Source organism: Acidovorax sp. Leaf78 (genome assembly GCF_001422735.1).
Classification (GTDB): Bacteria; Pseudomonadota; Gammaproteobacteria; order Burkholderiales; family Burkholderiaceae_C; genus Acidovorax.
This window is the reverse complement of record NZ_LMLZ01000020.1, coordinates 486014-501050: the sequence shown is the minus strand read 5'-3', so window position 1 is coordinate 501050 and position 15037 is coordinate 486014. Positions and strand designations below refer to the sequence as shown.

The window sequence follows — 15037 nt, the reverse complement described above, 5'->3', positions numbered from 1 at the left end:
ACACATGTAAAACCGCCGGTCGCCAAAAAAATCACCAGCCGGTGCGATAATGGGGGGCTTACCGTGTCGCATAGCCCCATTTTTGGGGAGACTGCGGCACCACTCCATCCCGGACCGACCTGTCTTGGCCACTGAACAAGAACTCTCCGATTTCCTCAAAAGTGTAGAAAAGCGCGCTTTCAAGCGTTCGGTCTACCACGTGCGCAATGAGGAAGCGGCTCTTGATATCGTGCAGGACAGCATGCTCAAGCTGGCGGAGCACTACGGCGACAAACCGCCGGCCGAGCTTCCGATGCTCTTTCAACGCATCCTGTCCAACTGCACGCTGGACTGGTTTCGGCGCCAGAAGACACGCAATGCACTGTTTTCGAGCATGAGCGACTTCGAGGGCCCCGGCGAAGATGGCATGGATTTTGATCTATTGGAAGCGTATTCCGGCCCGGAAGGCAGCGAGCGGGCCGAGAGTGCAGAAGATCTGACCCGCCGGGCCCAGACTTTCCATGAAATCGAAGCCGAAATCGCCGAACTTCCGCCACGTCAACGAGAAGCGTTCCTCATGCGTTACTGGGAAGAAATGGATGTAGCAGAAACGGCTGCCGCCATGGGTTGCTCTGAAGGCAGTGTCAAAACGCACTGTTTTCGGGCGATACAAACCCTGAGCAAGGCACTGAAGGCCAAAGGAATAGAGCTATGAACACTGTACAGACCCCCTCGCCACAGGCACAAGCAGCCGCCGACGTCTTCGCACGGCGGGTGACGGCACGTTTGTCCGGCGGCACCGACGCCCTCCCCTATGACATTGCCGAGCGCCTGCGAGCCTCGCGGATGCAGGCTTTGGCCCAGCGCAAGAAGGTGGCTGCACCCGTGCGCGCGGCGGCCCCGGTGGTTGTCAACGCGGGCGGCACGGCCACCCTGGGCCGAGGCGGCAGCGAGCGCAGCGGCTGGTGGAGCGCCCTTGTCTCCGCCGTCCCATTGATGGCATTGGTGGTCGGCCTCGTGATGATCAACATTGCCCAGGACGAAAACAGCGCCAATGACGTGGCCGAAGTGGACGCCGCCCTTTTGACCGATGATCTGCCGCCGGCAGCGTATGCCGATCCGGGCTTCGTACAGTTTCTCAAGACTTCCGCGCAGTCGAACTGAGCCGCCTGACACCGCCAACCCCGTACTGCATGCACCCAAGCCCTTCTGACGCTTCCCCCGCCCTGCCAGCCTTCGTGCTGGCTTTGGCGCTCTTGGGCGCGCTCGCCGTGGTCGGCGGCCAGGTGCTCGGGCAAATGCGCATGGTGCCCGGTACGGTGCTCTCCGCTGGTGCAGAAGCCGCGGTGGCCAGCCCCAACAATGCACGCGCGCCGTCGCGCGCTGGTGCCATGTCGGTGCCCCAGATAGAAACCGGCCCGGGCTGGGAGACCCTGACCACGCCCCAGAAACTGGCGCTCTACCCGCTGGCCGAGCGCTGGGCGTTGATCAGCGAGTCACAAAAGCGCCGCTGGCTGGCGCTGGCCGCCAATTTCTCGAGCCTGCCCGAGGAAGAGCAGGCGAAATTCCACGAGCGCATGACCGACTGGGCCAGCCTGAGCGCGCAGCAGCGCAACCAGGCCCGCCTGAACTACGCCGTGACCAACCGCCTGGCGCCCGATGACAAGCGCGCGCAGTGGGAGGCCTACCAGGCCCTGACCGATGACGAGCGCCGGGCCCTGGCCGCCCTGGCCGTGCCCAAGCCCAAGGGAGCAGCCACCGCGTTGCACCCCGTGTCCCCCAAGAAGCTGGCCCAGGTGCCGGCCGCGACCGCCGCCAACCCGGCCCGGCCCAACGCTCCCAAGATTCCCCCGGTCACCGACCATTCGCCCCGCATGGCGGCGCCGGTGCCGTCGTCCATTGCCGCACCGTCTGCCCCCAACGCATCAGCGTCGCAGTCCACCGGCTCCGTGGTGGTGGAAACCGCTCCCGTGTCGGTGCCCGTGGCCGTGCCCGCAGCGTTGCCACCGCTGGGCAGCAGTCCCGCAGAGGCCCCCGTGGCCGCGCCGCCCGTCACACCCGATAATTCCGGCTTGTACCCTCAATAACCGGGCCGCTGCCGGCCTGGCCTGACTTGTTCACCACCGGATGACCGCCTCCACTCCCGCCAGCGCACCGCAGGCCGCCACAGCGACCTCCAGCACCACCGCCGCCCCTTCCCAGCCCCTCGGCTTGACCGCGCCCAACCTGTGGCGCCGCATGGCCTGCTGGCTGTACGAGGGCATGCTCATGTTCGGCGTGGTCTTCATTGCCGGCTACCTCTTCGGCACGCTCAGCCAGACGCGCAATGCCATGGACAACCGCCACGCGCTGCAGGCTTTTCTGTTCGTGGTGTTCGGCATCTACTTCACATGGTTCTGGGCCAAAGGCCAGACCCTCGCGCAAAAGACCTGGCTGATCCGGGTGGTCGACAAGGCCGGGCAGCCCATCACACAGCTGCGGGCATTGCTGCGCTACGTGCTCAGCTGGGTGTGGTTTCTGCCGCCGCTGGCGGCCTACCTGTTTGGCGTGCCGGTGCTGGAAGTGCTGGTGCTCCTGGGCGGCTGGGTGGCTGTGTGGGCCATCCTGAGCCGGTTTCACCCGGAGCGCCAGTTCTGGCATGACGCGATGGCGGGCACACGGCTGGTGCACTTCGAGCTCGCTAAAAAATAGCCTTTCCGCGCCGCTGCGGGCGGCGCAAGCTGTCATGCAGCTGCGAGACAATGCGGAAATGTCTATGCGCCCCCCAGAGCCAATCCAACCAACTTCGCCCGTCAACCCTCAAAAGAGCCGTTCCGGACTGAACCGCATGTGGCATGCCGCCGGCTATTCGCTGGAGGGCCTGCGTGCCGGCTGGGGTGAGAAGGCGTTCAGGCAAGAGGCCATCGCTGCCGCCGTGATGCTGCCGCTCTCGCTGTGGCTGGGGCGCAGCTGGGTCGAAGTGGCACTGCTTGCGGGCTCCGTGCTGATCGTGATGATCGTGGAGCTGCTCAACACCGGCATCGAAACCGCCATCGACCGCATCGGCCCCGAATGGCATGACCTGTCCAAGCGCGCCAAGGACATGGGCAGTGCTGCCGTGCTGCTGGCGTTGTTGCTGTGCGGCGGCATCTGGGCCGCGGCACTTTTTCAGAGGTTTTTTCATGGCTGAGCCCGTTATTTCCGCTATTCCCGCTATTCCCGTTGCGTTCTCCGTCTGCGTCTACTGCGGCTCGCGCCCCGGCGAGAACCCCGCGTTCACCGAGGCCGCCAAGGCCGTGGGCCGCTTTATCGGCCAGCATGGCGGCCAGCTGGTTTACGGTGGTGGCCGCAGTGGCCTCATGGGCACGGTGGCCGAGGCCACACGCCAAGCCGGCGGCCGCGTGGTCGGCGTGATACCGCAGGCGCTGGTGGACAAGGAACTGGCCAACCGCCTGTGCGACGAGCTGCACATCGTGCAGACGATGCACGAGCGCAAGGCCATGATGGCCGAGCGCAGCGACGCCTTCCTCGCCCTGCCGGGCGGCATTGGCACGTTCGAAGAGCTGTTCGAGGTGTGGACCTGGCGCCAGCTGGGCTACCACGACAAGCCGCTGGGCTTGCTCAATGTGGCAGGCTACTACGACGCGCTGATGGGCTTTCTGGACCACAGCGTGGCCAGTGGTTTCATGGGCGAATGGCAGATGGGGTTGCTGCACACCTCCACCGACACCGAAGCGTTGCTGCGCACGCTGGTGCAATCCGCAGGCCCTGACCAGGCGCCCGTCCCGCTGCGATCCGTGATCTGACTAGACAGACATACAGACACACAGGCAGACAGGCTGGCTGTTGCGACATCGCGATACGGACCCGAGGGGGTAAAAAGCGAAGGGGCGGATATCCGCCCCTTTTGTTTTTTCAACTGCCGCATGTCCGTCTGCGGCAGGTGGATCAGACAGCGGCGTCGTCCAGATCGCCGGTACGGATGCGCACCACACGCTCCACAGACGTCACGAAGATCTTGCCGTCGCCGATCTTGCCGGTGCGCGCCACGTTCACGATGGCGTCCACGCAGCGGTCCACGTCCTCGGACTTGACGACGACCTCGACCTTCACCTTGGGCAAGAAGTCCACCACGTACTCGGCGCCGCGGTACAGCTCGGTGTGGCCCTTCTGGCGGCCAAAACCCTTCACCTCGGTCACGGTAAGGCCCGTCACGCCGCACTCGGCCAGGGCCTCGCGGACTTCTTCGAGCTTGAAGGGCTTGATGACGGCGGTGATCATTTTCATGGCGTGTCTCCTGAAGAAATATAAAAAAACGGGCTGAAAGCGAAGCGCCGGAGCGCTACGCCCTGAATTTGCTGGTGATAGGGTAACGCCAGTCCTTGCCGAAACTGCGGCGCGTCACCCTTATCCCTACGGGTGCCTGCCGGCGTTTGTACTCGTTGAGCTTGATGAGGCGCGTCACGCGCTCCACATCGGCGCGCGCAAAGCCGCTGGCGATGATGGATTCGATGGGCTCGTCATTTTCCATGAAGCGCGCCACGATGGCATCCAGCAGATCGTACGGCGGCAGGCTGTCCTGGTCCTTCTGGTCTGCCCGCAGTTCGGCGCTGGGCGGCCGGGTGATGATGCGCTCCGGTATGGGGTTGGTGCCCGTGCCGTAGGGGTCATTGGCATTGCGCCAGCGCGCCAGGTCGAACACCCGCGTCTTGGCCACGTCCTTGATCACCGCAAAACCACCTGCCATGTCGCCGTACAGCGTGCAGTAGCCGGTGGCCATCTCGCTCTTGTTACCCGTGGTGAGCACGATGGAGCCGAACTTGTTGGACAAGGCCATGAGGAGCGTGCCGCGGATACGCGCCTGCAGATTTTCCTCGGTCGTGTCCTCGGCCAAACCGGCGAAGTCGCTGGCCAGCGCGGACTTGAAGGCCTCGAACTGCGGCTTGATGGAAATCTCGTCGTAGCGCACGCCCATGCGGTCGGCCATGTCGCGCGCGTCGATCCAGCTGATGTCTGCCGTGTAGGGCGACGGCATCATCACCGTGCGCACCTTGTCGGCGCCCAGCGCATCCACTGCAATGGCCAGCACCAGCGCCGAATCGATACCGCCCGACAGGCCCAGCAGCGCGCCCGGGAACCCGTTTTTGCCCACGTAGTCGCGCACACCCAGCACCAAGGCATCCCAGAGGTCTGCCTCCAGACTTTTCTCGGGCCCCACCGTTGCTTCTATTTTGATAGCGTCTTGCGCTTGCTGGACCTGCGCAAACACCAGTTTTTCTTCAAACCCCGGGCCGCGCCCAGCCACCGAGCCATCCGCATTCAGCGCGAACGATCGCCCTTCGAACACCACCTCGTCCTGTCCTCCCACCAAGTGGGCATAGACCAGCGGCAGGCCGGTTTCGACCACGCGCTCGCGCATGGTGGCCTCGCGCTCGGCGCTCTTGCCCAGGTGAAAGGGCGACGCGTTGATGACGGCCAGCAGCTGCGCGCCGGCCGCGGCGGCATCGCGTGCAGGGGCGGCAAACCAGGCGTCTTCGCAGACCAGCACGCCCACGCGCACGCCCTCCACCTCGAACACGCAGGGCGCATGGCCCGCGACGAAGTAGCGGCGCTCGTCGAACACCTGGTAGTTGGGCAGCTCGCGCTTGGCATACGTCTGCTCAACACGGCCCCCGCGCAGCACGCTGGCCGCGTTGTGGCAGGGGCTGAAGGCCGGCGCATCGGGTGCCAGGGCCTGCGGGTGGCCCAGCAGGATGACCAGGCCTTTCAACCCTGCCGTCTCGCGGGCCACGGTTTTCACGGCATCATCACAGGCCGCGATGAAGGCGGGGCGCAGGAACAGGTCCTCGGCCGCATAGCCGCAGATCGCCAGCTCGGGAGTGAGCAGCAGCCGAGCGCCCTGGGCGTGGGCCTCGCGAGCAGCGGCAATGATCTTCTGCGCATTTCCGGGCATATCGCCCACGACAAAGTTGAGCTGCGCAGTGCAAATGGAGAGCGTCATGGAACTGGAGTCGGCCCCTGTGGCCGGGTTGGATACCGCCAATGCAGGCCCGCACCGCAGTGGGCGGCACGGGAGAGCGCATGGCTAAGGAAGCTGCCATTATCGCCCGCGTCCTCGCGTCCCCGCTCGATGTGGACGCAGCCGCCTGGAATGCCCTGCTCGCGCGCCAGAGCCACCCCACGCCCTTCCTGCGGCATGAGTACCTGGCCGCACTGCACGAGAGCGGCAGCGCCACGCCCCGCACCGGCTGGGCGCCGCGCTTCATGACGCTGTGGGACGGCGACACCCTGGTGGCCGCCTGCCCGCTGTACCTCAAGAACCACTCGTACGGTGAATACGTCTTCGACTGGGCCTGGGCCAGCGCCTACGAGCAGCACGGCGTGCCCTACTACCCCAAGGCCGTGATCGCCGTGCCCTTCACCCCGGTGCCGGGCAGCCGCCTGCTGGCACGCGACGACGAGACCCGGGCGCTGCTGCTGCAGGCGGTGTGCCAGTGGTGCGATGAAGAAAACGTGTCGTCGGTGCACATGCTCTTTGCGAGCGATGCGGACATCGAAGCCAGCGCCGAGCAGGAGCTGATGCTGCGCCGCACCGTGCAGTTCCACTGGACGAACACGGCTCCGGCCAACAGCGATGCCGGTCCCGCCACGCCCCATGCCGGGTCGCAAGCAGCGCCCATTGCAACGGTGCCACTTGCCACCCACGCAGCGCCCCCTGCGCAGCACAGCGGCGGCCGGCCGTTCCACAGTTTCGACGACTTCCTGGCCAGCCTGACCCAGGACAAGCGCAAGAAGATCCGCCAGGAGCGCCGCCGCGTGGCCGATGCGGGAGTGCGCTTTCGCTGGGCGCGCGGCACCGACATCAGCGCGGCGGACTGGGACTTTTTCTACCGCTGCTACGAGCGCACCTACCTCGAACATGGCAACCCGCCCTACCTCACCCGCGACTTTTTTGCCCGCATGGCAGCACACTTGCCGCAAGCGTGGTTGCTGTTCATCGCCGAACGCGACGGACATCCGATTGCTAGCAGTTTGATAGCTATCAGCGACCACCCATCCAGCGGTAGCGCACCCAGCGAGTCTGAAAACACAACACCCATCGCAGCCTACGGCCGGTACTGGGGTGCCCTGGAGCGAGTGGACTGCCTGCACTTCGAGGCCTGCTACTACCAGCCACTGCAGTGGTGCATCGAGCACGGCGTGCAGCGATTTGAAGGTGGTGCACAGGGCGAACACAAAATGGCCCGCGCTCTACTCCCAGTTCAAGCCACCAGCGCACACTGGCTGGCACACCCGGCATTCGCCGAGGCGGTGGAGCGGTTCCTGGAGCGGGAGACTGAAGGAATCCGGGGCTACTTAAATGACCTGCAGGAACGTAGCCCGTTTCGACACCCCGCAGAGAGCGGCAGCGCCCCAGGCCGGGCCGCCGCAGAGCCGAACGGTTGAACAGCAACCCGCAAAGCGCTTGGCGCCGCCTGGCAACTACATCGTGACGTGATGCGTTTTCGCTGACGGCTTACCGCCTCAGAAGCTCTCCCAGTCATCATCCCCACCAGCGGCCGGTGCGGGTGCCCTGGCCATGGCGGGTGCCTTGGCCGGTGCTGCCGCTGGCTTGGCAGTCGGTTTTGCCACGGACTTGGGCGCGGGCAGGCTGGCTGCAGGCGCCTTGCTCACAGGTGCGGCGCCTGCGGGCGTGGCGGACCTGCTGGCGCTGTGTGCAGCCAGGTGGGGCGCCGGGGTCGACAGGGCCTTGCGCGCAGCTGGGGGCGCAGCGGTGTAATGGCGCGCAGGTGGTGCCGGCTTCGATGGTGAGGCTGCGCTGCGCTGTTGCACTCCCGCCTCCAGCTTGAACACCGCCACCGCGTTCACCAGTTCGCCCGCCTGGGCGTTCAGCGCGCTGGCCGCCGCCGCCATTTCTTCCACCAGCGCCGCGTTCTGCTGCGTGGCCTGGTCCATCTGCGTGACGGCTTCGCCCACCTGGCCCACGCCTGCACTTTGCTCGCTGCTGGCCGCACTGATTTCGCCCATGATGTCGGTCACCCGGCGGATGGAGCTGACCACTTCGGTCATGGTGGCTCCGGCCTTGTCCACCAATGCAGTGCCTTGTTCCACGCGCTCCACGCTCGCATTGATCAGGGCCTTGATTTCCTTGGCGGCTTCGGCACTGCGGCCGGCCAGGCTGCGCACTTCACCGGCCACCACNTGTTCCACGCGCTCCACGCTCGCATTGATCAGGGCCTTGATTTCCTTGGCGGCTTCGGCACTGCGGCCGGCCAGGCTGCGCACTTCACCGGCCACCACGGCAAAGCCACGGCCTTGCTCGCCGGCCCGGGCTGCTTCCACAGCAGCGTTCAGCGCCAGGATGTTGGTCTGGAAAGCAATGCCGTCGATCACGCTGATGATGTCCGCGATCTTCTTGCTGCTGTCGTTGATGCCTTTCATGGTCTCGACCACTTCGGCCACCACGTCGCCGCCCTGCACGGCCACGGTGGATGCGCTCATCGCCAGCTGGTTGGCCTGGCGCGCGTTGTCTGCGTTCTGGCGCACGGTGGAGCCCAGTTCTTCCATCGACGCTGCCGTCTCCTCCAGGGCCGACGCCTGCTGCTCGGTGCGCGCCGACAGGTCGTTGTTGCCCGAGGCGATTTGCGAGCTGGCCGATGCCACCCCTTCTGCATTGCCGCGCACGGTGCTCACGGTGGTCACCAGGCTTTGCTGCATGCGCTGCAGCGCGCCGAGCAATTGGCCGGTTTCATCCTTCGACTGCACGTGGATGTGGCCGCTCAGGTCGCCGCTGGCCACGCGGTCGGCGGCTTCCACCGCCCGGGCCAGCGGGCGGGTGATGGAGCGGATGATGGTGATGGCCAGAAAGATCGCCAGCGCAATGGCTGCAGCCCCTGCGATGAGCACGTCGCGCTGCAGTGCACTGGCGGCGGCTTCGGCCCGCTCGCCCGCATCGGCGGTGACCTGGGCCTGGAAGTCGACCTGCTCCTGGATGGTGGCCTGGTAAGCCCGCTGGGTGGGGCGCAGGCGTTCTTCGAGCAGCTTCAGGGCCTCGTCCTTTTGCCCCTTTTGGATCAGGCCGATGTACTCGTCGCCCAGCGCCAGAAAGCTGCTGCGGTTTTGCTGCATGCGCGCCAGGATCTCCTTGCCTTTGTCGGACCGGATCAGGCTGACGATGACCGGCATTTCTTTGGCAATCGACGCCCGCGCTGCGGCCACGCGCTCGAGCGACTGCTTGATGATGTCTTCGGACGTGAACAGCGCCAGGTTGCGGAACTGGATGGCCTGCACATTCACCCCATCGGCCAGCGTGCCCATGGTCTTGGTGATGGGGATGCGCATGGTGACGATGTCGTTGAGCGACGCGCGCTGGCTGGCCGAATGCGCCAACGCCACTCCCCCCAGGATGACGAGCAGCAGCACCATGGCGGCAAAGGCGGCCGCAAGGCGGGTGGAAATGTTCAGACGGTGCATCTTTTGCGACTCCTCAGTGAAAGCACGGATTGATCGTTGACTGCACACCATATAGCCGCAAAGGCCCATCAGCCAGCACTTTTTGGCATAACTGACTGACCATGTCTCGCTGGCGCACCCCTGGCGGGTGTGCAGTTTGGAGAGCTGGCTCCACGCGCGCAGGGCGTGTGGGCGCAAAAAAATGCTACCGTCACCAGACACCCCACCCACCCGACGCACCAACCCGTCTGGAAGCACGACCCGATGCCATTTTTCAGCAAGAAAACCGAGACCGGCGACCCCGCCCACATGCCGCCGCCCGGGCTGCGTTTGCTGGCCCTGGAGCTGCGCGCGCCGTGGGAGTTTGGCGCGGTGCTGCCCGCCTGGCCCGTGCTGCAGCGGGCTCCGCGGGGCGACGGCCACACGGTCATCGTGTTCCCTGGGCTCACCGCGGGCGACGCCACCACCATCCCGCTGCGCCGCTACCTCGATTCACGCAACTACGCCACGCAGGGCTGGGGCCAGGGCCTCAACCTGGGGCCCCGCGAAGGTGTGCTGGACAACGCCAAGCGCCAGTTGCAGGCGGCCAGCGACGCCAGCGGGCGCAAGGTCAGCCTGGTGGGCTGGAGCCTGGGCGGCGTGTACGCCCGCGAGCTGGCCAAGGAAATGCCGGACCGGGTGCGCTGCGTGATCACGCTGGGCACGCCGTTTGCAGGGCACCACACATCGACCAATGCGTGGCGCATCTACCAGTTCGCGAGCGGACGCAGCATCGAGCGCGAGACCGCCAACTACAACCTGCCCGAGGCGCCCCCGGTGCCCACCACCAGCATCTATTCGCGCAGTGACGGCGTGGTGGCCTGGCGCGGCAGCATCCAGGCGCCCGCGGCGCACAACCCGGACACCGAGAATATCGAGGTGGTGGCCAGCCACTTCGGCATTGGCCTGAACCCCAGCGCCTGGTGGGCCGTGGCCGACCGCCTGGCACAGCCGCAAGGCGCTGCGTGGCAAAAGTTCCAGCGGCCCACCCTGCCGGGTCTGCAGTTGGTCTACCCCGACCCCGAGCGGTGAGGCCCGGGCCTGGCAGCATGGCCCCCATCGCCACCCTCAGTGCCTGAAACGCAAAAAGCACGCGGAGAATCCTTCTCTCGCGTGCTTCTTTTTTTATAGCGACTACCCCTTATCCAACAAGCGGTAGCGGCCATTTTTCTTTGAATATCCGGGATGACCTTTGCTCAGAAGCTCTCCCAGTCATCATCCCCACCCGCGGCCGGTGCGGGTGCCTTGGCCGGTGCTGCCGCTGGCTTGGCAGTCGGTGTCGCCACGGGCTTGGGCGCGGGCAGGCTGGCTGCAGGTGCCTTGCTCGCAGATGCGGTGCCTGCGGGCTTGGCTGAAGTACTGCTGCGTGCGGCCAGCTGCGGCGCCGAAGTCGACACCGCCTTGCGCGCCGCGGGTGCGGGCACGGGTGGCGCAACGGTGTAGTGGCGCGCTGTAGATGTCGATGGCGGCGCCGCGCCGCGCTGCTCTGCCCCCGCCTCCAGCTTGAACACCGCCACCGCGTTCACCAGTTCGCCCGCCTGGGCGTTCAGCGCGCTGGCCGCCGCCGCCATTTCTTCCACCAAGGCCGCGTTCTGCTGCGTGGCCTGGTCCATCTGCGTGACGGCTTCGCCCACCTGGCCCACGCCCGCGCTTTGCTCGCTGCTGGCCGCGCTGATCTCTCCCATGATGTCCGTCACCCGGCGGATGGAGCTGACCACTTCGGTCATCGTGGCCCCGGCCTTGTCCACCAGGGCCGTGCCTTGTTCCACGCGCTCCACGCTCGCATTGATCAGGGCCTTGATTTCCTTGGCGGCTTCGGCACTGCGGCCGGCCAGGCTGCGCACTTCACCGGCCACCACGNCGTGCCTTGTTCCACGCGCTCCACGCTCGCATTGATCAGGGCCTTGATTTCCTTGGCGGCTTCGGCACTGCGGCCGGCCAGGCTGCGCACTTCACCGGCCACCACCGCAAAGCCCCGGCCCTGCTCTCCGGCGCGGGCCGCTTCCACCGCCGCGTTCAGCGCCAGGATGTTGGTCTGGAAGGCGATGCCGTCGATCACGCTGATGATGTCCGCGATCTTCTTGCTGCTGTCGTTGATGCCTTTCATGGTCTCCACCACTTCGGCCACCACGTCCCCGCCCTGCACGGCCACGGTGGACGCGCTCATCGCCAGCTGGTTGGCCTGGCGCGCGTTGTCTGCGTTCTGGCGCACGGTGGAGCCCAGCTCTTCCATCGACGCTGCGGTTTCTTCCAGTGCCGACGCCTGCTGCTCCGTGCGCGCCGACAGGTCGTTGTTGCCCGAGGCGATCTGCGAGCTGGCCGACGCCACGCCTTCTGCGCTGCCGCGCACCGTGCTCACGGTGTTCACCAGGCTTTGCCGCATCTCGCCCAGCGCCGACAGCAACTGGCCCATTTCATCCTTGCCGCCGGGCGGTACTTCGGACGTCAGGTCGCCCCCAGCGATGGCGCGGGCGGCCTGCACCGCGTGGTGCGCGGGGCGCGTCACCGCGCGGGTGATGCCGATACCCAGCACCGCGGCCAGCACCACGCACACCGCCAGCGTGGCCAGCACCCAGATGCGGGCCAGGTTGAAGACCTGCAGCGCATCGACCTCTGCCTGCTGCGCGGCCTCGGTGTTGATTTTCTGCAGCTCGCCCAGCGTCTCCGCCGTGGCGACGAAAGCCGCCTCGGACTCGCCGGCGTACAGCATGGCCATGGCGTCGCCGGTGAGCTCCAGCGTCTCGGTGGTGCTGAAGTCCACGCTCTTGGCGATGTCCATCAGCTTGGCCTGCAGCTCGACGTACGCGAGCTTGCGCTTCTTGTAGTCGGCATAGACCTCGCGCTCCCTGGGGATGTCGATCAAGGCTTCGTACGTGGCTTCGACACGGTCCAGGTCCTTGTGGCGCGCGGCCACCTGTTCGGAGAACGCCTTGACCTCGGCCACGTTGCGCGCAGTGACCACGCCCGCCTCGGCCCGCCGCATGCGGTTGAGCAACACACGCAGCTCGCCAGTCTGCGTGACGCTGGGCAGCAGGTTGGTGGCGATCGCTTCGGCATTGGCGTGAATGCGCGACATCTGCACCAGCGCAATGGCGCCGAGCAAAGCCGTCAGCAGCACCAGCACCAGAAACCCCAATCCCAGCTTGACACCGATACGCAGATCGGAAACTTTCATGAATCACCCTTCAGACAGCGGTGCCGCGATGCGCCCGCCATATGTAACAAAATGCTGTCTCAGTCTATCAGCGAGACGCAGCATTTCCTCTCAGGTGTTTCCACGGTTTGCGCAACCAACCGTCCTGCGGCAGGGATCGCTTGCAGTGTCGAAAGCTCCAATTTTGATAGCACCTGGCGCCCTGTAGACCAGCGGTGCAGCCTCATTGGCTCACAGCAGGCGGCGGGCGCAGTTTGCTGCGCTACTGCGGCACCACCTCCAGCACGATGAACTGGTTGGCCTGCGTGTCTGCAGTGAAGTTGTTGTCCGCCGCCAGCACCAGGGTGCGGTGGCCGTTGGGCAGCGTGTGGCCCCAGGTGATGGCCTCGATGTTGTCCAGCTTCACACCCTGCCAGGTGAGCGGCATCTCCAGCAGCACCCGGCGCGTCATGGGGATGTAGGTGGCGCCCGCCAGGCGCGCGGTGCCGATCACGTCGGTGGTGGCGCTGGTGATCTCGGTCCACACCAGGCGGATGGTGTTGCCCACGCCCGAGGCAAAGGCGCGCTCCACCGCGATGAACTGGCCGTTGCCCACGGCCAGCATGTCCGACAGGCCGTTGTCGGGCCCGAACGGCGCGCCCGGCGCGGCGTCCACCGGAATCCTGGGCAACGGGTAGGCGTACTGCCCCTTGGCCTTGCCGGTGGCGGGGTCGAGCGCCGTCACGCGCACCACGCTGCCGCCCTGCAGGCTGGTGAGGGGGCCGTCCTGGATCAGCGCGTCCTCGTTGGCCGCGTACACGGTGCCGTCCGGCGCCACGGCCAGGGCCTCGAACACCTTGTTGCTGCGCGCGCCATCGGTGGCGTTGTCCACGTATTGGTACATGGCGGGCAGCGAGAACTCGCGCACGAAGCGGCCTTCGCGCGTCATCTGCCGCACGAAGGGCTGAAAGCGGCTGGCGGCCGTGGCGCTCCAGTTGCCTTCCGAGGCCCAGTACAGGCTGCCGTCCGGCGCGGTGCGGATGGCTTCGGGGTCCACCGTGCGGGCGGTGGCCGGGAACGGGGTGCCGTCCTCGCGCAGCATGTTCGTCTGGCGGTTGATCCTGACCTTGACGCTGCCGCCGGCGTCGTAGTCGATGCCGAGGTTGTAAAAGCGCGGCGTGCCCCGCTCGCCGCCCCGGTCGTCGGAGATGGCCCAGTAGCTGCCGTCCGCCGCGCGGTCCAGGCCCGAGATGCCGCCGAACTCGACGCCCTCGAACATCGTGCCGGTGGGCAGCGACGTGCTGCCCAGCAGCCGCAGCGACGCAATGGGCTGCGCGCGGCCATCGTCATCGCTGCCGCCACAGCCTGCCAGTGCGGCGGCCATTGCCACCGCGGTTGCCACGCCCACGGCCATGCGCCGCCATGAATGCACCAGTGCCACTGCCATTGCCATTGCTGCCGCTCCCTGCCCTGCCGGGCCTGTTGAATAGATGGATGAAGGAAGAAGTGAATCAAAGACCCACGAAAGCGCCCGAGCCTAGGGCGCCCGTGTTGCGGGTGCATGACAGCGGCGGGGGATGTTCGGCAGATATTCGGAGAACGGTCGCGGCACAGCGCAGGCCACGGCGGGCGGCGCCCGGCCATGAAAAAAGCGCACAGGCCCGGAACCTGTGCGCTTTCTTCAATTGCTTCTTTTTTCATAGCTGCCGGCGCTTGTCCATAAAGCGCCAGCGGCAAATTCTTCTCACACCTGGCCCGGCAGGCCAGGCTGGGCCATCAGGCGTTGTTGGCCTTCTGGTAGGCCGCGATGCCGTCGGTGACTTCCTTCTTGGCGGAGTCGATGCCTTCCCAGCCCAGCACCTTGACCCACTTGCCCTTTTCCAGGTCCTTGTAGTGCTCGAAGAAGTGGGCGATAGCGTTGCGGCGCATGGCGTTCACGTCGTCGATGGTCTTCCAGTGGTCGTACATGGGCAGGATCTTGGACGTGGGCACGGCGATGACCTTGCCATCGACACCGGCCTCGTCTTCCATCATCAGGATGCCCAGGGGGCGGCAGGGCACCACCACGCCGGAGTGCAGCGGGTACGGCGTGATCACCAGCACGTCCACCGGGTCGCCGTCGCCCGACAGCGTCTGCGGCACGTAGCCGTAGTTGGTGGGGTAGTGCATGGCCGTGGTCATGAAACGGTCCACGAAGATCGCGCCGGATTCCTTGTCCACTTCGTACTTGATCGGGTCGGCGTTCATCGGGATTTCGATGACGACGTTGAAGGCTTCAGGGATGTTCTTGCCGGGGGTGACTTTGTTGAGGGACATGTCTTTGAATGGTGGTTGCTGAACGTAACCCGCGATGCGTGCGGCAAGTCGCGCAGCGTCGGGATTAACCCTGATTTTAGGGGCACGCCCCTTTCTGCCCGCTTGCAAACCCGCGTTTGCCTGTAAATTGGGCCTGTT

14 protein-coding genes and 2 pseudogenes are annotated in these 15037 nt (G+C 66.0%); 8 read left to right on the top strand and 8 right to left on the bottom strand.

The window, feature by feature from the left end:
- The first annotated feature begins 124 nt into the window (after positions 1-124).
- The 6 genes from ASF16_RS13855 to ASF16_RS13830 all read left to right on the top strand — a co-directional run bounded on the left by ASF16_RS13855 (position 125) and on the right by ASF16_RS13830 (position 3764).
- Positions 125-694 (top strand): RNA polymerase sigma factor, encoded by a 570-nt coding sequence (locus ASF16_RS13855; RefSeq protein ID WP_056168007.1) that lies wholly within the window; start codon positions 125-127, stop codon positions 692-694.
- A complete protein-coding gene (locus ASF16_RS13850; protein ID WP_056168004.1) occupies positions 691-1143 on the top strand; it encodes a DUF3619 family protein in 453 nt (150 codons plus the stop codon). The genes ASF16_RS13855 and ASF16_RS13850 overlap by 4 nt, the downstream gene beginning before the upstream one ends.
- Before the next feature lie 29 nt (positions 1144-1172).
- Positions 1173-2066: a DUF3106 domain-containing protein gene (locus tag ASF16_RS13845; RefSeq protein WP_056168002.1), complete on the top strand. Its 894-nt coding sequence runs from the start codon at positions 1173-1175 to the stop codon at positions 2064-2066.
- 40 nt (positions 2067-2106) lie between these two features.
- Complete coding sequence (locus tag ASF16_RS13840) at positions 2107-2670, top strand: RDD family protein (protein WP_056167999.1); 564 nt, start codon at positions 2107-2109, stop codon at positions 2668-2670.
- Positions 2671-2734: 64 nt separating this feature from the next.
- A complete protein-coding gene (locus ASF16_RS13835; RefSeq protein ID WP_156372099.1) occupies positions 2735-3148 on the top strand; it encodes a diacylglycerol kinase in 414 nt (137 codons plus the stop codon).
- Positions 3141-3764: a TIGR00730 family Rossman fold protein gene (locus ASF16_RS13830; protein WP_056167995.1), complete on the top strand. Its 624-nt coding sequence runs from the start codon at positions 3141-3143 to the stop codon at positions 3762-3764. Before ASF16_RS13835 ends, ASF16_RS13830 begins: the two co-directional genes overlap by 8 nt.
- Positions 3765-3906: 142 nt before the next feature.
- On the opposite strand, the gene ASF16_RS13825 is transcribed toward ASF16_RS13830, so the two are convergent.
- Complete coding sequence (locus ASF16_RS13825) at positions 3907-4245, bottom strand: P-II family nitrogen regulator (RefSeq protein ID WP_056167991.1); 339 nt, start codon at positions 4243-4245, stop codon at positions 3907-3909.
- 55 nt (positions 4246-4300) lie between these two features.
- Complete coding sequence (locus ASF16_RS13820) at positions 4301-5959, bottom strand: NAD+ synthase (protein ID WP_056167989.1); 1659 nt, start codon at positions 5957-5959, stop codon at positions 4301-4303.
- Between the two features lie 80 nt (positions 5960-6039).
- Between ASF16_RS13820 and ASF16_RS13815 the strand changes: the two genes are divergently transcribed.
- Positions 6040-7404, top strand: coding sequence for a GNAT family N-acetyltransferase (locus ASF16_RS13815; RefSeq protein ID WP_056169196.1), 1365 nt, complete (start codon positions 6040-6042; stop codon positions 7402-7404).
- Positions 7405-7482: 78 nt separating this feature from the next.
- Here the strand turns inward: ASF16_RS13815 and ASF16_RS26810 are convergent.
- Positions 7483-8160 (bottom strand): annotated as a pseudogene (locus ASF16_RS26810) (methyl-accepting chemotaxis protein); the annotation flags it as partial.
- Position 8161: 1 nt separating this feature from the next.
- Positions 8162-9432 (bottom strand): methyl-accepting chemotaxis protein (locus ASF16_RS26805; RefSeq protein ID WP_369817153.1); only part of this gene is annotated, 1271 nt, incomplete at its 3' end.
- 243 nt (positions 9433-9675) lie between these two features.
- Here ASF16_RS26805 and ASF16_RS13805 point away from each other — a divergent pair.
- Positions 9676-10482 carry an alpha/beta fold hydrolase gene (locus ASF16_RS13805; RefSeq protein ID WP_056167984.1) on the top strand — a complete coding sequence of 269 codons (807 nt, stop codon included), beginning with the start codon at positions 9676-9678 and terminating at the stop codon, positions 10480-10482.
- 164 nt (positions 10483-10646) lie between these two features.
- Here ASF16_RS13805 and ASF16_RS27150 read toward each other — a convergent pair.
- The 4 genes and pseudogenes from ASF16_RS27150 to ppa all read right to left on the bottom strand — a co-directional run.
- Positions 10647-11310: pseudogene (locus ASF16_RS27150) on the bottom strand (methyl-accepting chemotaxis protein); the annotation flags it as partial.
- Between the two features lies 1 nt (position 11311).
- The coding region (locus ASF16_RS13795; RefSeq protein WP_056169193.1) for a methyl-accepting chemotaxis protein at positions 11312-12625 on the bottom strand (1314 nt) is incomplete at its 3' end.
- A gap of 241 nt (positions 12626-12866) precedes the next feature.
- Positions 12867-14036, bottom strand: a complete 1170-nt coding sequence (locus ASF16_RS13790) for an esterase-like activity of phytase family protein (protein WP_235507371.1) — start codon at positions 14034-14036, stop codon at positions 12867-12869.
- 323 nt (positions 14037-14359) lie between these two features.
- Positions 14360-14899 carry an inorganic diphosphatase gene (ppa, locus tag ASF16_RS13785; RefSeq protein ID WP_056167978.1) on the bottom strand — a complete coding sequence of 180 codons (540 nt, stop codon included), beginning with the start codon at positions 14897-14899 and terminating at the stop codon, positions 14360-14362.
- Positions 14900-15037 lie beyond the last annotated feature (138 nt).